Origin of the sequence: Komagataeibacter xylinus NBRC 15237 (assembly GCF_001571345.1) — a bacterium.
In the GTDB taxonomy this organism is placed as follows: domain Bacteria; phylum Pseudomonadota; class Alphaproteobacteria; order Acetobacterales; family Acetobacteraceae; genus Komagataeibacter; species Komagataeibacter xylinus.
Genome location: NZ_BCTP01000004.1, coordinates 108,803 through 131,620, shown reverse-complemented (window position 1 = coordinate 131,620; position 22,818 = coordinate 108,803). Strand labels below are relative to the sequence as shown.

Here is a 22,818-nt window from a genome sequence, read left to right as displayed (position 1 = left end):
ACAAACCCCGCACGGGTATATTGCGACTAATTATCAGAATTGATATTGCAACCTTCTGCAATTAAGAGGCTGTTGCAATATGACCGAAAAGACCATCCGCCAGAAACTCAGGCCATTCTCCCTGCTCACCGCCTCCATGGCGCTGGCCTGCGCCACCACCAGTGCGCATGCCGCACAGGACACGGTGCCCGCAACCGATACGCAGGCCACCACGCCTTCGGGTGATGCCAAGGCAAACAACACCAAAAAGCAGGATGCCTATAACCATGAGGCGGAGCACGGATTTGACGTAACCCACGTCACGGCCTCGCCCATGAACGTTCTGCATGAATCCATCGGCCTGAGCCGCATGCCGCAGGACGCCATGCACACGCCCCAGAACGTGAACGTGGTGCCGCAGGTGCTCATGCAACAGCAGAATGTCAAATCGCTTGATGAGGCGCTGAAGAACGTGCCCGGCATCACCGCATCGGTGGGTGAAGGCGAAGGCGGCATGGCGGGCGATCAGTTCCTGATCCGTGGTTTCGCGGCCCAGAACGACATTTATGAAAACGGCCTGCGGGATTTTGGCGTCTATGCGCGCGACAGCTTCTATTATGACCATGTCTCGGTCATCAAGGGCCCGTCATCGGAGGTGTTCGGCAATGGCACCACGGGTGGCGCCATCAACATCGTGACCAAGACGCCGCATCTGGGCAACAGCTACCAGGCCAGTTTCTCGGGGGGGAGCGGGTCGTATTACCGTGGCACGCTGGATGTGAACTACCAGATCAACAGCACCACCGCCTTCCGCCTGACCGGCATGGGCAACGAGAACAACGTGGTGGGGCGTGACTATATCTATTCCCATCGCTGGGGCATTGCGCCCTCCATCGCGTTCGGGCTGGGCAAGAAAGTGTCATTCGTTCTGGAATACTTCCACCAGAATGACAACCGCATCCCCGATTACGGCGTGCCGGTTGTCACCCCCACCGGCGGCATCGGCTACCCGGTGACCGAAAGGGGCGTGAAGCGCACCAACTGGTATGGCACCACCTACGATCAGGACAATACCAGTGATGACATGATCACCGGTCGCCTGACTGCCAAGGTCAGCCCCATTCTCACGCTGTATAACGACATGCGCGGCGGCATCTTCCACCGTTATTTCTCGGCTTCGCAGGAGGCGTGCTCCAACTTCAGCAGTGGCGCGACACTCACCAACAACACGTTCAACGGCGTGGCCCCCTCCTCGACCTGCCAGTCGGATTACCTGTCCGGCAACGCGGCGAGCGCGCAGGTGGCACGTAACGGTGGCGTGGGCGGCCCCGAGCCTTACCGGCAGAGCGACTGGTCGATCCAGGATGTGTTCTCAGGTGTGGCGCACCTCAAAACCGGACATATCCGCCACGAAATCATTGGCGGGTTCGACATCGAATACGTGACCGATCACCGCCAGAACTACGCCTATGGCTCGAACCGCGCCAGCACCAGCCTGCTCGATCCCTCGCCCTACGTGCCGGGCCTGACACTGGGCGACTGCAGCCAGTACCCCAACCGGCTGGTCAATATCGGCAACGGCGTGGGCCGCAAGTGCTACAAGGACAGTTCGGCGCTTGATGTAGGCTTCTTCCTGTCCGATCAGGTGTGGCTGACCAAAAACCTGTCGGTCAAGGCGGGCTTTCGGTGGGATCACTGGAACAGCACCTACAGTGCAACCGGCGGCAGCACGGCCACCCCCGATGTGAGCTATGGCCAGAACGAGACCACCATAAACCCGTCGGTCAGCCTCATGTACACCCCGCGCAGCAACCTGATGGTGTATTTCAACTGGTCGGAATCCACCACGCCGCTCAGCCTGTACGTGACCAACAGCTCCGAGCCGATGACCGCCAAGAGCCAGAGCGCCGCCCCCGAGCGCAGCAGGCTGTATGAGGTGGGGGCCAAATACAGCGCCTTCCATGACCGTATCGGCTTTACGGCAGCCCTGTTCCGGCTCGAGAAGAACAACTCCACCCAGACCGACCCCACCACGGGCGATGTGAGTGCAACGAGCGACCAGGAGCGCAACCAGGGGCTTGAACTCAGCGTATCAGGCACGCTGCTGCGCAACTGGATGTTCTATGGCACCTACGCACTGTATGACCCCACCATTACCAAGGCGGGTTCCACCTCATCCAAGCAAGGTGGGCAGATCCAGTACGTGCCCCATAATCAGGCCACTGCCTGGACCAGCTACGAGATCGCGCCGCGCAAGCCGTGGAACATGACCATTGGCGGCGGCATAACCTGGCGGCAGGGCGTTTGGCTCGACCAGCTCAATACCAACCGCGCGCCCGCCACGGTGGAGTTCGACGCCATGGTCGCCCACCACTTCAACAACAACTGGAAAGTGGCCATGAACGCCTATAACCTTGATAACCGGCTCAATTATGGCAGTCTGTTCACCAATCGCGTCACCCCTTCCGTAGGGCGGTCGTTCCTGTTCAACATCTCGGCGCAGTACTGATCCGCTCTCCTCAACCAAGGCCACGCTTATGCTGCTGCACATCCCCGCCCTGCTCAACGCCGATGAACTCGCCCACTGCCGCGCCCGCCTTCGCGATGCGCAATGGATCGATGGCCGCGAAACGGCGGGCGTGCAGTCAGCAAAAACCAAGAACAACCTGCAACTGCCCCGCGATTCCGAGGCGTGCCGCGAGCTTGGCAAGATCGTGCTGCACGCGCTCGGGCGCAATGCCCTCTTCAACAGCGCGGTGCTGCCCTACCGGGTCAGCCCGCCACTGTTCAACCGCTACGAAGGCGGCATGCACTTTGGCGCGCATGTCGATAACGCGATACGCGGCATCCTGGCGGGTGGCATCCACACGCGCATCCGCACCGATGTGTCCTCCACGCTGTTCTTCTCCGACCCCGATGAATATGACGGCGGGGAACTGACCATCCTCGCCAATGGCAACGAGCAGGCCATAAGGCTGCCCGCGGGTGACATGATTCTCTACCCCACCACGGTGCTGCACAGTGTCACGCCGGTCACGCGCGGGTGCAGGCTGGCGGCTTTTTTCTGGTCGCAGTCGATGATTGCGGAGGAGAGCCGCAGGCAGATCATGTTCGACCTCGACATGCAGGTCACATCACTGCGCGAACGGCTGGGGGATGCCGATCCTGCCGTGCTGTCACTGACCAATATCTACCACAACATGATGCGCCAGTGGTGCCTGCTGTGAGCAATTATCCGATGGGGTAAAGGAAATATTTCCGATTTTTTGAATATTTTACGTGCTATTTCCGGATAACCTCTATAGGAAGGTCCTCACGGCTGGACTTTTCAGCTACGGACAAGATTTCAGAGCAGCTACACCAAGCGGCCTTATGGCATCCCCGATAAAACGAAAAGTCTCGATCCCGTGCATGTTCGCGTGGGGTGCCGGTTATTCTAAGGAGGCCAAATTATGGCCGCAGGAACAGTTAAATGGTTCAACGCCCAGAAGGGCTTTGGATTTATCCAGCCTGATGACGGAAGCGCCGATGCTTTCGTGCACATCTCTGCCGTTGAGCAGGCTGGCCAGCAGACCCTGTCCGAAGGGCAGGCCGTGACGTATGACCTCGAGAGGGGCCGTAACGGCAAGTCTTCTGCAGTCAATCTCAAGATTGGCTGATAAACGCGGCAGGAACTTCGGTTTCTGCCGTTTTTATTTCTACCCCTTTTTTCGCCTCATGCGCGCCTTCCGGCTGATTGTGACAGCCCTGCTCTGCCTGCCCGCCCCTGTGGCCCGGGCGCAGATGCCCCAGCCCGGTGGCTGGAACGGGAGCGTGACCCTGCCTGCCGCCCCCATGGCGCCAGCCTACGCCCCACCCTCACTGAACCATTTCGCCCCTTTGCCCCACGCAGGCATGCCGCCTTCGCGCAGCCTCACGACCGGGTCGGATGCCCCTTACGCGGGTGATTCATCACCTTCCCCCCCAGCCCGACCGCTATGAGCAGGACTGGGCGGCGTTCGCGCGATCCGAACGCGCCATTGCCCGGCAGATGGGCCGCAAATAGCACCACCATGCCCTGACGCCAGCCAACCCTCTGGCACAGGCCCGTTATGGATGGTGTTTACTGCATAAAAGCAGCACCCGGAAAACATCCGGAAATCATAAGAAAGTTTTTGGTGAAGCTTTTTTCAAAAAGCTTCAAAGAACGCCGCCTTCTTGAAAAAAAGTGGCACCCAGAAACTTTTATCATTTTGTATCAACGGGTTGTTTTTAAAAAGTGTCTCAGCGCCTGTGCGGGAGGCTTGTCTGTATGCCGCTTCGCTCCTGTAGCGCAGCAACCGGACGCGTGCTGGCCAGAGCGGGCAGTTCAAGCAGGTTGATCGCAGCGCCCTTGGCCTGCATGCCGCGCGCCATGTCGCGTATGCTGTCGTGATGGGTGAACAGCAGCACCTGCGTGGTGCGGGCAAATTCGGCCAGCACGTTCAGCGTGCTATGGCTGCGGGCATCATCAAACTGCACCAGCAGGTCATCGGCGATAAACGGCAGCGGTTCGGTCGTGCGGCAATAGGTCTCCACGCTGGCCAGGCGGAAAGCCAGGAAAAGCTGGTCGCGCGTGCCAGCACTCATCTCGCTCACCGCCACCGTGCTGCCATCGGGGCGCACACCGCGCACCACGGGTTCGTTGCTGGCATCGAGTTCCGTCTGTATGCCGCTGAAAGCACCATCGGTCGCCTGCGCCATGAATGCGCCTGCCTGCCGCACCAGCGGATCCTGCACCTGCGCGCGCACCCGGTCCATGGCCGCTGCAATGAGGTTACGCGCCAGGGTCAGTTCAGCATATTCCTCCACAATGCGGTGCAGGCTGGTTATGGCCGCTTCGCGCCGGGCGGCGGCCTGGGGGGCCTCGGTATTGTGCTCAAAGGCGGCAAGGGCGCTTTCGGCATGCTGCTCCGTGCGTACGGCGTCGTCACGGGCGGCTGCGAGTTGCTCCTGCCGGGCCTGCATCGCCGCGATTTCCGCCTGGAGTTCCGGCCCGTCACGTCCTGCAAGGGCTGCATGAAGCTGGTCGGGAGACTGGCCATCGGTCATGCAGGACAGGGTATGCAGCGCCTGAGCGTGGACCGCTGCCATGCTGTCGCGCTGTTCCAGCCGGGTGGCAAGCTGGCGCAGCGCCTCATTGCCCTGCGCATGGGTGCGGGCCTGAAGCGCCTCGATCACGGCGGTGGCCGCCTGCACGTCCGCTTCGCCCTGGGCTACCATATGGTTGGCCTTGTCACGTTCGGGTTGCAGGGCTTCACGCTGGTGGCGGGCCTTCTCGGCCTCGCGCCAGTGCTGTTCCAGTTCATGGGCGGCCAGTGCCGCGTCAGTGGGCAGGCTTAAGGCAAGATCGGGGCGCAGCCCGTCAAGCCCGCATGCCAGTTCGGCTTCATGTGCTGCGGCCCGCGCCGTGGCTTCATCGAGTTCGGCCAGTTGGGCAATGGCGGCGGGCGCTGCCGCCCATTCATCGGCCAGGTCGCGGCCGGTCACCGGCAGGGCATCGGCGTTCAGGCCAATGGCCTGCATGGCGGGTGCCCAGCGGGCGGCCCATTGCTGCCGTTCGGCTTCAAGCACTGCGGTTTGCTGGCCAAGCTGGACGCGCTGGGGCAGCAGGTCATCATGTTCACGCCGCAGGCGGTCATATTCCTCATATGCGCTGGCATGCAGGCGCAGGGCGCGGGTCACGCCCTCCACGCAGGCGGCGGGCGGCAGGTCAGGGTCCACGCCCATCATGCGGGCCAGATGCGCAAGCCCGTCACGCTGCACGGCCAGCCTGATGCGCTCGTGTTCAAGGGCCGCGCGCTCGGTGGCGACCTGTTCGGCCTCGGCCAGCACGTCGCCGCGCTGCTGCACGAATGCCCCGAGTGCTGCTGGCGTGGCCGCATGGGCCATGATGGCGGAAAACGGCGTAATGAATTCCTGCCACTGCCGGGCAATCTGCTGTGCCGTATCAGTCAGGTTACGCTCGTGGCAGGCAATTTTGTCGGTACACTGGGCCATGTCATGGCGCAGCGCCTCGATGCGGGCAAGCCGGTCAGCCTGTGCGAGCAACTGGCGTGACAGGCTATCCGCCTGCGCTATGGCACGCTCCAGCATCGTGGCATTGTGCTGGCGCGTGGAGGGTGGCGTCGTGGTGTCGGCACCCAGATAGGCGTCGCGGATTTCATGCCAGGCGCTATCGCGCTGCGCGCGGGCGGCGTGCAGCATGTCGGGCGTAATGGTGTTGCCCGCATGTTCGAGCCGCGCAAGGGCCGGGCGCAGGCTGGCCAGCCGTTCGCGCTCGGTGGCAAGGGCCTGGGTAATGCGCTCATTGTGGATGTGCAGCCGCTGCTGCCCCTCGCCTGCCGCGCGCACGGCCTGCGCATCAGGGCACGGCAGGGCCTGCAGGGCTGCCGCCGTGGCCACCCCCAGCGCCCCGAGCCGCGCATCAAGCTTTTCCTCGAATGCGGCAAGGCTGTTCCTGCGCACCTCAAGGCGCTTGATCTCGGCAGGCAGGGCGGCAAAGACGGAGGCATCCGCATCCACGGGCCGGTCGTATCCCTGCGCCCGCAGGGTGTCGAGGCGGGCCGCCTTGCGGGCAAGGGCAAGATCGGTCTGGGCTATCTGCTGCTCGAGCGCCGCAACCGTGTTGCGCCACTGCATCTGGGCATCGGCCATCTGGCGTATTTCTTCAAGCACCACGCGCGCGGGCATGAACTGGCGCAGATCCGCATCCGGCCCCTTATTGAGCCACTGGCGCAGGCTGGCCAGGCTGAGGTTGATCTGCTGGCGTTTGGCGTCGCGTTCGGGCTGGGCCGCGCGATCGCGACGGACCACCTGCCCCAGCGCGATCACATGCGCCACGCGCGCGCCCTGTGCCATGAGCCGGGCCTGCGCGGGGGGCACGTCTGTCTGGCGTTGCAGGCGCTGCGCCTGCGCGCGGGCCGTTTCATGGCGGGCCTGGGCGGCAGCACTGGCCTCAAGGGCTGCGGTAATCTCCGCCCCCATGCCGGTGGGCAATGGGGCGAGGTCGGCCAGGGTTGCGCGTTCGGCCTCCAGCCGGGTCAGGGCATGAAGCTGGGGCAAGGCCTTTGCCAGTTGTTCGAGCCGTGCATGCAGGCGGCGCAGATCAGCCTGTTCACGGTCAAAATCGGCCCGGTGCTGGCGGGATTCGTCACGCTGCTGGCAATGGCTGGTATAGGCCTCATGTGTCAGCGAGGCCTCCCTCAGGCTATCCTGTGCCGCGCGGAAGGCATCGGATGCCTTGTAGAAAGCCCGCTCCGCCGCACGACGGGGCGCAAACAGGGCCGCGCGCCGTTCATCAATCTCGGCCAGGCGTGTCATGAGGGCACGCAGGCCGCCACCTGCCTCCACGATCAGTCGCCCGATATCGCCATTCGCCCTGAGCAGGGCCGCCCCCCCGCTGCGCAGGGTTTCGTCATTGAGGCCGAACAGGGCGGTAAAGCGCTCGCGCGTCATGCCGCCAAGGGCCGGGGCCAGCACGTCATCGCTGACCGGCTGGCCATCGAGGCTGGCCAGCGTGCGGGTGCGGCCCTTGCGGCGGCGCAGGTCGAGCATGGTGCCGTTGGCCAGCATGAGGCTGGCCTCGAGCCGGATCTGGTCATTACCGAACACCGCACCCGCATCGGACTGGTTGGGAATGCCAAACAGAAAATCGGTCATGGCGGAAAGCGTAGTGCTTTTGCCCGCCTCGTTCGGGCCATGAATGACATGCAGGCCGGGGACCGCGCCAAAATCCAGTTCCATATCCGCAATGGCGCCATAGCGGATGATGCGCAGGTTACGAATGTGCATCGCGGCTTTCTTCTGGGTTTTCCACCAATGACAGGGCAAGGTCCACCGCGCGGGCGGGTATGTCGGCGGCAAGGCCCGCGCGCAGGGCATCGGTGCGGGTGTGGGCGGGCATGCGGTCGATCACGGCGGCGAGGATGGCATCGAGTTCCGCACGCAGGGCCTCCGGCGTTGCGCTGGCGCGGATATCGGCGGCAATACGCCCGCCGGTGGACGTATCAAGCACGGGCGCGCGCTGGGGTGCGCGGGTCTGGACCTTGAGGCGTTCGAGCCAGATTTCATCGGAGATGCTGGCCAGAACGGTCTCGACTTCAAGCGTCAGGTCACGGGCATTGCGGATCAGCTCGGCATGCAGCCCGGTTGCCCCCGCCAGTTCCAGCCGCAGGGCGATGGGGCGGCCATCCGCCTCGCGCACCACGCCCTCGACCGCGTGGCGGATCAGGCTGCTCATCGCGCCGCGCGTGGTGGCGGTGGACAGGTCAACCCGCACGCTGGCCCAGCGCACCACGTCGAGCACCTGCGGGGCTACATCCACCACACTACCCGCGCGCACGCTCACCAGCGAGGCCCCCTTCGGCCCGGCCTCGCGCGCGTGGCGGCCCTGCAGGTTGCCCGCATAGACCACATAGGGGTCGCGATGCAGGATCTCGCGGGTATGCACGTGGCCCAGCGCCCAGTACTGGTAGCCATGATTGACCAGTTGCTCGACCGTGCAGGGCGCGTAAGGCTCATGCCCCTCGCGCCCCTGGCAGGCGGTGTGCAGGATGCCGATATTGAACAGGCCGGGCATGGGGGGCGGGTAGTGCCGGGCAATATTGTCGGTCACGTCGCGGCGGCCGAAGCTGCGGCCATGCACGGCAACCCCCAGATCCTGCATCACCTGTGTGTCGGCCTTGCGGGTATCGAACAGGTGTACGTTGTCGGTTACGTGCAGGTGACGGACAAAGCGGTTTTCGGCATCATGATTGCCCAGAATCATGAACACGCGGATGCCCGCCTGCTTCAGCCGCGCCATGCCGTTGACAAAAAACAGCCCGCACTGCGCATCACGCAGGTCGCCATCAAACACGTCGCCCGCCAGCACCACGAAACGGCATTCACTGCTGATGGCACGGTCGATCATGTCCGTAAAGGCCCGGCGCGAGGCATCGGCAATCAGGCGGGCATAGTCATCCGACCGCGCGCCCAGGCCGCGTAGCGGGCTGTCGAGATGCAGGTCGGCGGCATGAAGAAAGCGGAATTCGTTCATGCCGCCATCGTACTCCATTGAAAGCGGATGTAAATGTAATCAGGCGCCGGGATCGGTGATGTCGGTGCAGACGTATTTCATCTCCTGGTATTCATCCATGCCATAGCGCGACCCCTCGCGCCCCATGCCCGACTGCTTGATGCCGCCAAAGGGGGCAACCTCGTTGGAGATCAGGCCGGTGTTATGGCCCACCATGCCGTATTCCAGCTCTTCCGCCACGCGGCAGGCGCGGGCGTGGTCGCGGGTGAAGAAATAGGCGGCAAGGCCATATTCCGTGTCATTGGCCATGGCGATGGCTTCCGCCTCGGTGCCAAAGCGCATGAGCGGGGCCACGGGGCCGAAGATTTCCTCATGGGCAATGCGCATGGCGGGTGTTACCTCGCGCAGCACGGTGGGGCGGTAGAACAGCGCGCCCGCCCTGTCGCGCGTGCCCCCGCACAGCACGCCCGCCCCCTTGGTCACGGCATCACGCACGAGGGTTTCCACCTTGTCGCGCGCGCCAGCACTGATCAGCGGGCCGATGACGGAATTGGGCGCGTTGCCCGGCCCCACATGCAGCCTGTCCACCACGCGGGCGAAGCGGGTGGCGAAATCATCATAGATGCTGTCATGCACCAGAAAGCGGTTGGCGCACACGCAGGTCTGGCCGGCGTTGCGGAATTTGGCGGCGACAGCGCTTTTGATGGCCTGTTCGATATGCGCATCCTCGAACACGATGAAGGGCGCATTGCCGCCCAGTTCAAGCGACAGGCGCTTGAGCGTGGGGGCCGACTGCGCCATGAGAATGCGCCCGACCTGCGTCGAGCCGGTAAAGGACAGCTTGCGGATGGCGGGGCTTGCGCACAGCGCCTTGCCCAGCCGCACGCCATCACCGGGCAGCACCTGCACCAGCCCTGCGGGCACGCCTGCCTGATGGGCGAGTTCGGCCAGCGCCAGGGCGGTGAGCGGGGTCAGTTCCGATGGCTTGATGATCATGGCGCAACCCGCGGCAAGCGCCGGGGCGGCCTTGCGGGTGATCATGGCGGCGGGAAAATTCCACGGCGTGATGGCAGCACACACCCCCACGGGCTGGCGGATTACGCTCAGCCGGGTGGCGGGGTTGGTGGGAGGGATCACATCGCCGTAGCCACGCATGGCCTCGGCTGCAAACCACAGCAGGAAGCTTGCGGCGTAACGGATCTCGCCCGCCGCTTCCGCGCGGGGCTTGCCCTGCTCGGTCACGATCAGCGTGGCGAGGTCATCAAGGTTGTCCATGACCAGATCATGCCAGCGCGCCAGGATCACCTGCCGCTGGGCGCCGGTGCGGTTGCGCCACTGTGCCTGCGCCGCCACGGCTGCCTCGATGGCGCGCGCCACATCATCCGCCCCGCATTCCGCCACTTCCGCCACTTCCGCGCCGGTGGCCGGGTTGTGTACTGCCCGGCGCGCGCCATTGAGGGCGGGGGTCCATTCGCCATGGATGAACGCATCCTTGCGAAAAAGCGATGTATTGGCGAGAGGCACGGTCATGTCAGGCTCCGATCGGGCGCGGTGGCGGGTTAAATAATGCTTATGCCTTCATCAAGGATCATATCCGATATCGTCAATGCCGCATGGGGCCGGAACGAGAAACAGCCTGTGGTTGTGCACCCGTTTCGCCCGCACGGGCGCGGATCGTGGCGACCATGCCGCCATAACAGGCGTGCCATGCACACCACGAATACCCTTTCCGCCAACCACCCGCAGGCCGGTGCACAGGGCGCATGGGCGCGGGCAGTGGTGCGCGACGTTATTGTCAGATAAGGATGAGGCCGTTTTTATCAGGATGGATGTGGCGTGTTTCTGCGGCAGTTGACCTATCTCATAGCGCTTGATCGCTACCGGCATTTCTCCCGCGCCGCGGAAAGCTGCGGCGTGTCGCAGCCTGCGCTCTCCTCGGCCATACGCCAGCTCGAGACCGAACTGGGCATTACCATCATTCGCCGCACCCGCCGCTTCAATGGCCTGACCGATGAGGGGCAGCGCGTGCTCGACTGGGCACGCCAGACACTGGCAGCCCTTGATGGCCTGCGGCAGGAAGCCGCCTTCGCGCAGGCGGTGGCAGGCGGCTCGCTGTCGATTGGCGTCATGCCGCCAGCGCTCCAGGCATCACCCGTGCTGCTGGAAAGCTTCCGCACCGCCATTCCCGGCCTGCACCTGCAGGTGCGCCTTGGTCCCTGTGCCGATACCATCCACCGCCTGCGCCAGCAGCAGCTTGACCTGGGGCTGGTCTATCTTGACCAGATCCCCCCCGATGGCCCCTTTGAAGTCCTGCCGCTCTATACCGAGCAGCATGTGCTGGTAGCCGCCGAGCCGTTCGTGCTGCCCGCGGGCCGGCGCGAATGGCACACGCTGGCCGACCTGCCGCTGTGCCTGCTCAGCACGGAAATGCGCACCCGGCAGATCGTGGATGCGGCCTTTCGCGGGGCGGGCGTGACGCCTGCCATTGTCATGGAAACCAATTCGCTCGAAGTGCTGTATGCCGAGTTGCTGGCCGGGCGGCTGGCCAGCATCCTGCCTGTTGCGGCCCTGCCCACCCATACGGGGCATGGGCGCCTGCAGGTGCGCCCGCTGGGGCCATGCGCAACCCCCGAAGTGGGGCTGGCGCGGCTGACGCAGTCCCTGCCCACCGCACTGACCGTGCGGGTGTGGGAGATCGCGGCAAACATGGACATGCGCGACATCTTCGCTCTTGGGTAAGAGAGTGTTTGAAAACAACCCGTTGATAAAAAATTCTGGGTGCCGCCTTTTTTCAAAGAGACAGCATTCTTCGAAGCTTTTTGAAAAAAGCTTCGCCAAAAACTTCCTTATGAGTGCTGGATGTTTTCTGGGCTAACTTTTCCAGCAGCCTCCAGGGCCGCGGGCGAGGCGCCGCGATAAAGACCCCGGCTTTACGCCACGGCCCGGGCCGTGTTTATCGGCCCCATCCCTGACCGAACTGCTGCATCTGCTGCTGCTGTTGCATCTGCATCTGCTGGCGCTGCTGGCCAAGCTGATCCTCCTGCTGGCGGAACTGCTGGTCCATCTGCTGCCCCTGCTGGTCGCGCTGCTGGCGGATCTGCTCGCGCTGGCGCTCGATCTGCTCACGCCCGCCGGGCTGGTTGCCCATCTGTCGGGCCTGGTGGTCAAGCTGCATGTTCTGCTGGCGGAACTGCTGATCCATCTGCTGGCGCTGCTGGTCACGCTGCATGCGCATCTGCTCGTGCTGCTGGTCAAGCTGCATCTGCTGCTGGCGGAACTGCTGGTCCATCTGCTGGCGCTGCTGGTCGCGCTGCATGTACATCTGCTCGTTCTGCTGCTCACGTTGCATGCGCTGCTGCATGTCGGGCTGGGCATGGGCCATGCCTGCGCCCATCAGGCAGGCTGCGAAAGCAGATGCCGCAAAGCGGTGGGGATATCGGACGGAAAGACGGGCCATGACGGTTTCCTTCTGTTACAAACCCCTTCCTTCCTACAGGATCAGGGCTGGTAATCCAGCCCGATATCCATGACGCGCACGGTATGCGTGAGCCAGCCCAGCGAGATCAGGTCCACCCCGGCCTTTGCCACGGCGGTGACCGTATCGGGCGTAATCCCGCCCGAGGCCTCGGTTATGGCGCGGCCATCCACCAGTTTCACGGCTTCGCGCAGCGTGTCGGGCGGCATGTTGTCGAGCAGGAATACATCCACGCCGCCGGTTTCCAGCCCTTCACGCAACTGGTCCAGCGTGTCCACCTCAAGTTCGATGCGCACCAGATGGCCCGCCGCCGCCCGCGCGCGTTCAACCGCAGGCCTGACGCCACCGGCAAAGGCGAGGTGGTTGTCCTTGATCAGGATCGCATCATCAAGGCCGAAACGGTGGTTGCTGCCGCCCCCTGCCCGCACGGCGTATTTCTGGATGGCGCGCAGGCCGGGCATGGTCTTGCGCGTGCAGGTGATGCGGGCGCGGTAAGGCCGCACAAGATCAACCACCGCAGCCGTGGCGGTGGCGATGCCACTCAGATGCGACAGGAAGTTCAGGCCCACCCGCTCGCCCGACAGGATGCCGCGTGCCGGGCCTTCCACCGTGGCCAGCACGTCACCCGGCGCGACCCTGCCGCCATCGCGCAGCTTTGGGGTAAACGTAATGCGCCGGTCCATCAGGGCAAAGGACAGGCGTGCCATGTCCAGCCCCGCGATCACGCCTTGCTGCCGCGCCACGAAGGCGGCACGGACAATCGTATCACCCTCCCCGATCACGGCATCGGTGGTGAGATCGCCCGCGCGGCCCAGATCCTCGAGCAGGCCCGCGCGCACGAGGGGTTCGAGCATGATGTCGGGCAAGGGATGGAGCATGGGGGCGTTTCTTTCCTTCATGGGGGCGTGGTGGCCACGGGCGTGTCCATCTGCGCGCTCAGGTGGGCAATATCTGCCAGTGTCAGGCGCGAGGCATGGGCCGTGGGCGCTACGTGCGGATAATCGCTGCGAAAATGCCCGCCCCGGCTCTCGGTGCGCAGCAGGGCGGCATGCATGATGGCGGCACAGACCAGCCGGGCATCGCTTTCAGGCTGGGCCAGAACCTGCGCCAGCCCGGCCTCAAGCTCCGCCCCGCTGCGGATGACACCGGCATAACGGCTCATGAGCCGCCGCAGGCCGACCGGGGGCTGCGTCCATTGTAGACCCGGAGCGGCCAGACCGGGCACGGGCCGGACCGGGCGGTCATGGCCATCAAGCGCCTGCCCGATCCATGTGCCGAACGACACGGCCTCAAGCAGTGAATTGCTGGCCAGTCGGTTGGCGCCGTGCAGGCCGGTGCAGGCGACCTCGCCCGAAGCCCACAGGCCCGGCACGCCGGTGCGCCCGGCGGGGTCAACTACCACGCCGCCCATATGGTAGTGGGCTGCGGGCCGCACGGGTATGGGCTGCGTGAGCGGATCAATGCCATGCGCCGCGCACAGCGCCGAAATGGCGGGAAAATGCTGCGTAAAGGCGGCCCCGATGGCCTTGCGGGCATCAAGATAGACCGTGTGGCCCGCCATCATGTGCCGCCACACCGCGCGCGATACGGTATCACGCGTGGCGAGTTCCTCGGTAAAGCGGGCGCCGGTCTCGTCAATCAGCGTGGCGCCTTCGCCCCGCACGGCTTCGCTGACAAGGCACAGGCGCTGGCCATCCGCCCCGGCGGAAAGGGCGGTGGGGTGAAACTGCACGAACTCCATGTTGCCCAGCACGGCGCCCGCGCGCGCGGCAATGGCCAGCCCGCTGCCCGTGGCGCCCGCCGGGTTGGTGGTATCGGCAAACAGGCCGCCCACGCCGCCCGTGGCCAGCACGATGGCGGTGGCGGGCATGGTCACCTGCGTGCCTGCAATGACCGCCCGCAACCCTGCCACCGCGCCATCATGCAGCACAAGGTCACGCGCATGGGCGTGCTCGATGACCGTAATGCGTGGGGTGCGCCGCACGCGGGCGGCGAGCGCGCGCATGATGACCGCCCCCGTGGCGTCCTCGCCCGCATGCACGATGCGGCGGCGCGCATGGGCGGCCTCCAGCCCGCGTTGCAGGCTGCCATCGGGGTTGCGATCCCATGCCACGCCCAGGCCAGCAAGACGCCCGACCACGGCGGGGCCATCATCAGTCACCCGCCTGACGATGTCGGGGTCGCACAGGCCTGCCCCTGCCGCCAGCGTGTCAGCCGCGTGCAGGGCGGGCGTGTCATCCACGCCAACGGCAGCCGCCAGACCGCCCTGCGCCAGCCAGCTTGCGGCATGGGGCGGGCGTATTTCATCCAGCCGGCCCGCGCATAGCAGCACGCATGGCCGCGTGGTGGAGAGCGCGGTCATGACCCCCGCCAGCCCCGCCCCCACGATGAGCGGCTGCCCCACGAGTGACGGCAGGGCCGGGCGGGCGGTCATATCGCCAGCATGCGCTCGACGGCACGGCGGGCACGGCTGGCCATTGCCGGGTCGAGCGTGACCTCATGCGTCATGTTTTCGAGCGACTGGCGGATATTGGCCAGCGTGATGCGCTTCATGTGCGGGCACATGTTGCATGGGCGGATGAACTGGGTCTGCGGATAGCGCACGGCCAGGTTGTCGCTCATGGAGCACTCGGTCACGAGCAGGATGCGGCCGCCCTTATGGTCGCGCACGTAATCATCCATCATGGCGGTGGAGCCGCTGAAATCCGATACCGCCACGACCTCGGGCGGGCATTCGGGGTGGGCGAGCACCACGAGGCCGGGATGGTCGGCGCGCATGCGCTCGATCTCGCCGGGCGTAAAGCGCTCATGCACCTCGCAGTGGCCGGCCCAGGTGATCATCTTGATGCCGGTCTCGGCCTCGATGTTGCGGGCAAGGTATTCATCGGGGATCATGATGACCCGGTCCGTGCCCAGGCTTTCCACCACGCGCTTCGCATTGCCCGAGGTGCAGCAGATATCGCTCTCGGCCTTCACCTCGGCTGAGGTGTTCACGTAGGTCACCACCGGCACGCCGGGGTAGCGCTGGCGCAGCAGGCGCACATCGGCCCCCGTGATGGAATCGGCGAGCGAGCAGCCTGCCTTGAGGTCAGGGATCAGCACGGTGCTGCGCGGGTTGAGCATCTTGGCGGTCTCGGCCATGAAATGCACGCCCGCCATCACGATCACATCGGCATCCGTATTCTGCGCCTCGCGCGCAAGGGCGAGGCTGTCGCCACGGATGTCGGACACGCAATGGAAGATTTCCGGCGTCTGGTAGTTATGCGCCAGAATGACGGCGTTGCGCTCGCGCTTGAGGGTCTCGATCGCGCGGATGTCCTCGACAAAGGTCTCCCATTCCATTTCAGGGACCAGATGACGCACCCGGTCATACAGCCCGTCCGTTTTGCCACGTGGCGCAATCTGGTTCATGCCTGTTCTCCCTTCCCATTCCCGCATGCCATTTATGCTCATATTGAGTATAAGTCAGGCCGCAGGGACCGGCCCCACACTTCCAGAGGGAAACCGCCCGCTTGTCAATCAGGATTTTCGTGAGGTGTGCTTCGCCCGCTCAGGGCTGCACCAGCGGGATCTTGGTGCCAACGAACTGCCGCGCCTGCCGCACTTCCCCACAGAAGCGGAACAGGCGGGCGGGGCGACCGCCGGTATTTTCCTCGATTTCGCCAGTTTCTTCAACCAGTTGCTGCTGCATGATCAGGCGGCGGAAATTCTGCTTGTGCACATGCACGCCCGACAGGCTTTCCATCACGCGCTGGAGATGAAGCAGGGTGAAAGACTCTGGCATCAGTTCAAACACAACCGGGCGATAACGTATTCTTGCACGCAACCGCGCCATGGCCGTTGCCAGAATGCGACGGTGGTCATGGTGCATGGACTGCCCCGGCACGGCGCGATCGGGCGGGCAGCCTGCCTCGGCCACCAGCCCGGCCTCATACAGCAGTTCGTAGCGCTGGAGCACCAGTTCGTCATTCCAGGCCACCATGTCGCCAATGGCGAACAGGCTGACACAGCGCTGCCACTGCCGCACGCGCTCGGCGGGGTGGCCCATGCCCGCCACCCAGTGGCACAGCAGGCGCTCGATCAGGGCCAGGCTGGTCCGGCCCTCATCGCCCTTGCAGTTCTCCCACGGGAAGTAGTCGTACCAGTCGCGCCACCCCGTCTCGCCCGCGTGGCTGCGCGTGAGGGCCAGGTAGGAGATGGCGATCATCCGCCCCTGCGTGGTGGCAAGGATGCGGTCATGATCGGCAAAGGTGTAGAGTTGCTCGACATGCCCGATGGGGTGGCCGGTCTGGCGCTCGACCCACGCCCTGACGCCTGCCTGCAACGAGCGATGCGTGCTTTCCAGCGGGCCGGAGGGCAACTGCCGCCCATGGTCGATGGTCATGACCTGGGGAACATCCCCCCGCACGGCCGTCAGGACAGCGATCAGCTCGATCATCATATGGGTTGTCATGGCGGGCAGGAACCTATCACGCTCCGGCCCGGTTTGGGGAGGGATTTTCCTGGCCTGCCCCCGCGCGCGCGGGCAAATGGCGATGCGGATGGGCCGGGCGCTGATCTCTGCGCGGATGGCGGTCTGGCCATGCGCATCGCCATCGCTCTGCACGGGCAGGCCGGTGGGGGCGGGGATGGCGACGGTGCTGGCCCGCAGTATCGTCACATCCTTGTGGCGGGGCAGCGTGCCACGCAGCAGGGCCAGCCCGTAGCGCAGGGTTGCCCACGGCCCGGCACTGCCAAACAGCACGACGGAGAACGCCTTTTCCGCCTGCATGGAAACAGGTGCGAGCACATGCTGGCCCGCATACAGCGCGCCTTTGGAAATGATGACGGATGAAGCTTCATGCACAACGCCATCCACCTCCACGCGCAGCACGGGGTAGCGGTAGCCCCACAGCGCCCGCAGCACGGACACCACATAGGCCGCGCGCCCCACCGCCTTCTTCAGCCGTGGCGAGACGGTATGGACCACATGGGCGTCAAACCCCACACCCGCCATCTGCACGAAAAGCGACGCGCCCCGCGCCGTATGCAGCACGCCCGGCCACACGGTCGCGCTCGTACCCGCGATGATGCCGCGCGCAAGCAGGCTTTCATCAAACGGCAGATCAAGTTCACGCGCCAGCACGTTGGCCGTGCCAACGGGCAGCACCGCGAGCACGACATCCGACCCCGCAAGCCCGCGTGCCACTTCGGCTACGGTACCATCGCCGCCAATGGCCACGACATGACTGCACCCGCCGTGGCGCACCGCATGACGCGCCAGTTCGGTGGCATGACCCCGGTCGCGCGTATAGGCAGCCTGCACCGCAACACCCGCGCGGCGCAGGGCCACGGCAAGACGGGTGGCGTGGCCTGAACGCCGCCATCCTGCGGTGGGATTGACGATCATGGTAACGGATCGTGACGTATTCATGGCCATAGCGTGTAAAACACCCTGCGCGAACTGGCTACCGGGCTGCTTCAGCGGGCCATGCCCCCGGGGTGACGCTGCACGACCCCCCTGCCGTTGTGCTGCAAAACCAGCGCGTTATGACTTCATGCCCCGACCCCGCTCCCCTTTACAGACGGTGCGGCTTCCTGTCCTAATGGTCGGGATGAAAGTGAAACGATTACAGAGGCACAGGCAGCACCATGGCTGTCTGGCATTGACATGGGCCCGCCCAGGCGGGGCAGGTTTTTCCCCGTGCGCGACCTGCCCGTTTCGTGCATGGCGCGGGCACGATGGCAGGCACCATGACTGAAGTCACGCCGCCCTGCCCCGCCCGGCCTGCCTCCGTGCTCCGGCAGCGCCACATCATCATGATTGCATTGGGGGGTGCCATCGGCGCCGGGCTGTTCGTGGGCAGCAGTGCGGCCATTGCCGCGGTGGGGCCTGCGGTGCTGCTCGGCTTTGTCGCGGTGGGCATACTGGTCATGCTCGTCATGCGCATGCTGGGGGAAATGGTGACCGCAAGCCCCGGCAAGGGATCGTTTGTGGAATATATCCGCACGGCGCATGGCAATGGCGCTGCGTTTACCACCGGGTGGCTGTACTGGTTCTTCTGGCTGGTGGCGCTGGGCAGCGAGGCGATTGCGGGCGCGATATTATTGCATGACTGGATCAGGCTGCCAGTGTGGGTGCTGGCCACGGCGCTGATCGTGGCGCTGAACCTGGTCAACCGCATGGCCGTGCATATTTTTGGCGAATGCGAGTTCTGGCTCTCGCTCATCAAGGTTGCCAGCATCGTGGCCTTTGTGGTGGCGGGTGGCCTGTACGTGGCGCATGTTTTTGGCCCCGGCGTGCCGGTCGTGCATAATGTAACGGGTCATGGCGGAATTTTTCCCCATGGCGGGATGGGGGTGCTGGCCATCATCCCCACCCTTCTGTTCACCATGATCGGCTCGGAAATCGCGACCGTTGCCGCGGGTGAATCCGCCGAACCGGCCAAGAACGTGGCGTATGTAACCCGCAGCCTCGGCACGCGCATCATGCTGTTCTACAGCCTGTCCATCGCGTTGATCCTGATGATCGTGCCGTGGTGGACCATCGAGCCCGGCCATTCGCCCTTTGTTGCAGCCATGCAGGTCATGGGCATTCCGGGGGCTGCGGCGTGCATGCGGGTGGTGGTGCTGACGGCAGTGCTGTCGTGCATGAACTCCAGCCTTTACATCACCTCGCGCATTCTGGCCGAGCTTTCCCGCCATGGCGATGCGCCCGCGCTCCTGCAACGCCGCAACAGCCAGAACACGCCGGTCAATGCCATCATGGCCAATTCACTGGCCGGCGGCGTGGTGGCGTTTTCCTCCATCCTGGCGCCGGACACGGTGTTCTCCTTCCTGCTCAGTTGCAGCGGGGGCGTGATCCTGCTGGTCTATTCGCTCATCGTCACGGCCTATGTGGTCACGCGCCGCGCGGCCACGCCCGCCATGCGGCAGGCATATTTCCGGCTGCCGTTCTTTCCCGTCATCAACATGGCAACGCTGGGGGGCGTGCTGGTCATTTTCGGGGCAATGCTGCTCAACCCGTCGCAGCGCATGACTGCGCTGGCCAGCCTGGGCACCACAGTATTTTTCGTGTTGATCCACGCCCTGCGCCGCAAAAAGCAGGCGTGATTTCACGCTGACGCAGGGCGGGCCTGTGGCAGAATCTCGAACAGAATCTCCTTCGGGCGGCACGGGCGGGCCTGCGTGTCGGTCATGACCACGGGGCGGTTGAGCAGGATGGGGTGGGTGGCGATGGCGTCAAGGATCTGCCCATCGCTCAGCGCGGGATTATCAAGCCCGAGTTCGGCATAGGGCGTGCCGCGTTCGCGCAGCAGGTCGCGCACCGGCACGACCAGCCTGCTGGCCAGCACGTCGAGTTCGGCCCGCTTGGGCGGTGTCCTGAGGTATTCCACCACCACCGGCTCGATCCCGGCGGCCCGGATCAGGGCAAGCACGTTGCGTGACGTGCCACAGGCACGGTTATGGTAAAGGGTTACGGTCATGGCATGCCCCACATGGCGCAAGAGGAACAATATGATGGGCCTTGCGGCCTTCTCTGGTCGTCCCCCATTTCCGCGCGGACGTAAAGGGCCTGCTGTTCAGAAGGGAATTTCATCCGGGTCGATCTGTATTTGCAGTGCAATGCTGCAGGCATCGATGATGGCTGCATCACGCGGGAAGTGAAACTGCCGCAGCGGTGGCGGCACTGAAGCTTCATCTTCCGGCACGTCAACGGGCAGGACAAGACCTGCTTTGAGGTTCTCCCTGACCATGTCAGCCACAAACGGAATTTGCGTGTCATTGATGATATTTGCCGTTGCGATGACATGCAGGCCCTTGAGCACGTAAGCATTATACTGGCTGTCAAAGCTTACGTTCAGACCGGCATCCACGCCGCGCACGGCCTTGCAGGTGGCCGCGCGGACATGCGCCATCTCCTGCGCAAAGCCCACCCATGCTGCCCTGATGGCCTGCATGTAGGTGATGTGGTGGGCAATCAGGGTCCGCATCGGCGCGACATGCGCCCGGACCTCGATGCCGGAAGACGGGAAGATGATGCATCCATCCTTTTCGAACGCAATAAGGGCCCCACCACGCAGGGCCAGCTTCCGGCCCTTGTAAAGGAGGAGGTCAAAATCCTCGGCAGCGCCAGGCGGATAGACCTGATCCACAAACGCGCTGATAGCGGAGAAATCGCTCCCCGAGACCATTTCCAGCAGGAAATGCTCCCAGTCATCACGCCGGTAGAAGATATTCCCTGTCAGATCGTCCGTCATGCTTCCTCATCCTGACGCGGCACGGGGCCGCCTGCCATGCGCCCGCGCACCGTCGCGCGGAGGGTGCATTCAGGCCGGGGTTCGGCTATATCATGGCTTCATGTATCCGCATGCCTGCATGTGGCCGTTTCTAGCACAGGGTTGCCAGTGTGACAGATCCATCCCTTTCTTCCGCATCTTCCGCGCCGCAGGCGGATCTGCCCATCCGTGTCGCGGCGCTTTATCATTTCACCCCGTTTGCGGATGTTGCCGCCGTGCGCGAGCAACTACTTGCCGCCTGCCACGAGCTGGGCATACGCGGCATATTGCTGGTGGCGCATGAAGGGATCAATGGCACCATTGCCGGAACGGATGCGGCGATTGACGCCATGCTGGCCATCATCCGCGCCCTGCCCGGCTGCGCCGGGCTTGAGGTCAAGTTCTCGCGCGCGCCTGCGCTGCCGTTTCACCGCATGAAGGTGCGCATCAAGCGCGAGATCGTGACCATGGGCATCGACAATCTCGACCCACGGCGCGACGTGGGCCACTACGTGCCGCCCGAGGACTGGAACGCTCTGATTGCCGACCCCGACACCATCGTGATCGACACCCGCAATGATTATGAGGTGGCGATTGGCACCTTTCGCGGCGCGATTGACCCGGGCACGAAAACCTTCCGTGAGTTTCCGCAATGGTTCCGCGAACGCAGGGCCGCGCTGGAGCACGAAGGCCGCACGCCCAAAATCGCGATGTTCTGCACCGGCGGCATCCGTTGCGAAAAAGCCACCGCCTTTGTCCGCGCCGAAGGGGTGGAGGACGTGTTTCACCTGCAGGGCGGCATCCTGAAATACCTTGAAACCGTGCCCGAGGCCCAGAGCCTGTGGGAGGGCGAATGCTTTGTGTTTGACCAGCGCGTGAGCGTAGGCCACGGGCTGGCGCCGAGCACGTTCGACATATGCCACGCCTGCCGCACGCCCCTCAGCGCGGCTGACCGCCAGTCGCCCGACTATGAGGAAGGCGTGCGCTGCCCGCATTGCACGACAGAACGCACCAAGGCACAGCGCCAGCGCTATGCCGAACGCGAACGCCAGATCCAGTTGGCCAGAAGCCGCGGCGCGCACCATATCGGCCTGCCCCTGCCGGTTGGCGCAGCGGATGGCGCAGAGGCGCCGAAAGAAGTTGCTCCCCCTGCGCGGGAGCAGAAGGTCGTTTTAAAATAATGCCCCGCCATAAGGCGGCAAGGCACGGGAGGCTTACAACATTTTCAAGAGATTATTTTAAAAACAGGGAAAGTTTCCGGGTGTCGCCTTTTTTTCACGAAGGCGGCGTCTTCTGAAGCTTTGTGAAAAAAGCTTCACCAAAAACTTTTATTATTTAAGGGTATTATTGATCCTGTCTTTCTGGCGAGCAGGTGAGTCAATACATACAGAAAAATAAAAGAGAGATCATGTTTGAATATTTTGATGATAAATTCAAAAAAGATTCCCATTCATGCGGTGAAAAAAATAATGCTTATCCATACCCTGCAGACATGGCGAAAAGTCTATGCCATCTGTTTAAAAATTATGGTGGAGACTCGTTTAATGGTGGCTTGTATAAAACTGTAAAACCGGATGACATCAAGGCATGGTCAGAACGTGTTTGCCAGGCCTTCCCCCGTTACGAAAAAACAATGGTATACTTTGGATATGATTGGCTCGGCAGGGCATTTGCGACCGAAAATCCAGAAAAAGGCGATCATATATTGCTGTTTGAATTGGAAACGGGCGATGTATTCCAGATTGAAGGCGATATTATTTCATTCCACAATAACGAATTGGTCAGATATGGTGATGTTACTCTGGCAGAAGGTTTCTTCACAGAATGGCAGGCAGCAACTGGTTTATCATTGAAATACAATGAATGCGTTTCCTATAAAATACCCCCGTTCCTGAGCGGAAAGGATGAGATCGATAATTTATACGTAGAAGATATTGATGTTTCCTGGAATATTCTCGGGCAAATCCTGAACAAGATACGTGGATAAAAAATACAGACTCTTGAGCATCCGCGCGTAAATTGCATGTCCATGTCCCGCATTGCATAACGTTCACCGGGCTGGTGTTTTG

At 63.5% G+C, this 22,818-nt stretch carries 18 protein-coding genes and 1 pseudogene; 8 read left to right on the top strand and 11 right to left on the bottom strand.

What is annotated here, in order from left to right:
• The first annotated feature begins 79 nt into the window (after positions 1-79).
• From GXY01S_RS02955 to GXY01S_RS17905, 4 genes are all read left to right on the top strand, one after another.
• Entirely contained in the window at positions 80-2,488 is a 2,409-nt protein-coding gene (locus GXY01S_RS02955) for a TonB-dependent receptor (RefSeq protein ID WP_061271881.1), read from the top strand.
• 28 nt (positions 2,489-2,516) lie between these two features.
• Positions 2,517-3,206, top strand: coding sequence for a Fe2+-dependent dioxygenase (locus GXY01S_RS02950; RefSeq protein ID WP_061271880.1), 690 nt, complete (start codon positions 2,517-2,519; stop codon positions 3,204-3,206).
• A gap of 225 nt (positions 3,207-3,431) precedes the next feature.
• The gene (locus tag GXY01S_RS02945) at positions 3,432-3,638 is read left to right on the top strand and encodes a cold-shock protein (RefSeq protein WP_061271879.1); all 207 of its coding nucleotides are present in this window, start codon (positions 3,432-3,434) and stop codon (positions 3,636-3,638) included.
• Positions 3,631-3,960: a hypothetical protein gene (locus GXY01S_RS17905; RefSeq protein WP_146222739.1), complete on the top strand. Its 330-nt coding sequence runs from the start codon at positions 3,631-3,633 to the stop codon at positions 3,958-3,960. Before GXY01S_RS02945 ends, GXY01S_RS17905 begins: the two co-directional genes overlap by 8 nt.
• A 282-nt stretch (positions 3,961-4,242) precedes the next feature.
• Here the strand turns inward: GXY01S_RS17905 and GXY01S_RS02940 are convergent, their stop codons facing one another.
• From GXY01S_RS02940 to GXY01S_RS02930, 3 genes are read right to left on the bottom strand one after another with little or no spacing between them, the layout of a single operon-like run.
• Entirely contained in the window at positions 4,243-7,791 is a 3,549-nt protein-coding gene (locus GXY01S_RS02940; protein ID WP_061271878.1) for a YhaN family protein, read from the bottom strand.
• Positions 7,778-9,037: a metallophosphoesterase family protein gene (locus GXY01S_RS02935; RefSeq protein WP_242501282.1), complete on the bottom strand. Its 1,260-nt coding sequence runs from the start codon at positions 9,035-9,037 to the stop codon at positions 7,778-7,780. The genes GXY01S_RS02940 and GXY01S_RS02935 overlap by 14 nt, the downstream gene beginning before the upstream one ends.
• 39 nt (positions 9,038-9,076) lie before the next feature.
• Positions 9,077-10,546 carry an NAD-dependent succinate-semialdehyde dehydrogenase gene (locus GXY01S_RS02930; protein ID WP_061271876.1) on the bottom strand — a complete coding sequence of 490 codons (1,470 nt, stop codon included), beginning with the start codon at positions 10,544-10,546 and terminating at the stop codon, positions 9,077-9,079.
• 306 nt (positions 10,547-10,852) lie between these two features.
• On the opposite strand from GXY01S_RS02930, the gene GXY01S_RS02925 reads away from it, so the two are divergent.
• Positions 10,853-11,755, top strand: coding sequence for a LysR family transcriptional regulator (locus GXY01S_RS02925; protein ID WP_061271875.1), 903 nt, complete (start codon positions 10,853-10,855; stop codon positions 11,753-11,755).
• A 214-nt stretch (positions 11,756-11,969) separates the two neighbouring features.
• On the opposite strand, the gene GXY01S_RS16915 is transcribed toward GXY01S_RS02925, so the two are convergent.
• The 6 genes and pseudogenes from GXY01S_RS16915 to GXY01S_RS02895 all read right to left on the bottom strand — a co-directional run.
• A complete protein-coding gene (locus tag GXY01S_RS16915) occupies positions 11,970-12,473 on the bottom strand; it encodes a hypothetical protein (RefSeq protein ID WP_082770687.1) in 504 nt (167 codons plus the stop codon).
• Between the two features lie 41 nt (positions 12,474-12,514).
• Positions 12,515-13,369: a carboxylating nicotinate-nucleotide diphosphorylase gene (gene nadC / locus GXY01S_RS02915; RefSeq protein ID WP_061271873.1), complete on the bottom strand. Its 855-nt coding sequence runs from the start codon at positions 13,367-13,369 to the stop codon at positions 12,515-12,517.
• 17 nt (positions 13,370-13,386) lie between these two features.
• A complete protein-coding gene (locus tag GXY01S_RS02910) occupies positions 13,387-14,925 on the bottom strand; it encodes an L-aspartate oxidase (RefSeq protein WP_061271872.1) in 1,539 nt (512 codons plus the stop codon).
• Positions 14,922-15,902: a quinolinate synthase NadA gene (nadA, locus tag GXY01S_RS02905; protein ID WP_061271928.1), complete on the bottom strand. Its 981-nt coding sequence runs from the start codon at positions 15,900-15,902 to the stop codon at positions 14,922-14,924. Before nadA ends, GXY01S_RS02910 begins: the two co-directional genes overlap by 4 nt.
• Before the next feature lie 139 nt (positions 15,903-16,041).
• Positions 16,042-16,932, bottom strand: coding sequence for an NUDIX hydrolase (locus tag GXY01S_RS02900; protein WP_061271927.1), 891 nt, complete (start codon positions 16,930-16,932; stop codon positions 16,042-16,044).
• A gap of 105 nt (positions 16,933-17,037) precedes the next feature.
• Positions 17,038-17,880: pseudogene (locus GXY01S_RS02895) on the bottom strand (diacylglycerol/lipid kinase family protein); the annotation flags it as partial.
• A 344-nt stretch (positions 17,881-18,224) separates the two neighbouring features.
• Here GXY01S_RS02895 and GXY01S_RS02890 point away from each other — a divergent pair.
• On the top strand, positions 18,225-19,583 hold the full coding sequence (locus tag GXY01S_RS02890) for an amino acid permease (protein WP_110570342.1): 1,359 nt from the start codon (positions 18,225-18,227) through the stop codon (positions 19,581-19,583).
• A gap of 2 nt (positions 19,584-19,585) precedes the next feature.
• Here GXY01S_RS02890 and arsC read toward each other — a convergent pair whose 3' ends face one another.
• Together arsC and GXY01S_RS02880 are read right to left on the bottom strand one after the other, a co-directional pair.
• A complete protein-coding gene (gene arsC / locus GXY01S_RS02885) occupies positions 19,586-19,957 on the bottom strand; it encodes an arsenate reductase (glutaredoxin) (RefSeq protein ID WP_082770698.1) in 372 nt (123 codons plus the stop codon).
• Between the two features lie 96 nt (positions 19,958-20,053).
• Entirely contained in the window at positions 20,054-20,731 is a 678-nt protein-coding gene (locus GXY01S_RS02880; RefSeq protein WP_061271869.1) for a hypothetical protein, read from the bottom strand.
• Between the two features lie 149 nt (positions 20,732-20,880).
• On the opposite strand from GXY01S_RS02880, the gene trhO reads away from it, so the two are divergent.
• Entirely contained in the window at positions 20,881-21,930 is a 1,050-nt protein-coding gene (trhO, locus tag GXY01S_RS02875; RefSeq protein WP_082770686.1) for an oxygen-dependent tRNA uridine(34) hydroxylase TrhO, read from the top strand.
• Positions 21,931-22,157: 227 nt separating this feature from the next.
• Entirely contained in the window at positions 22,158-22,736 is a 579-nt protein-coding gene (locus tag GXY01S_RS02870) for a DUF1851 domain-containing protein (RefSeq protein WP_129551182.1), read from the top strand.
• Positions 22,737-22,818 lie beyond the last annotated feature (82 nt).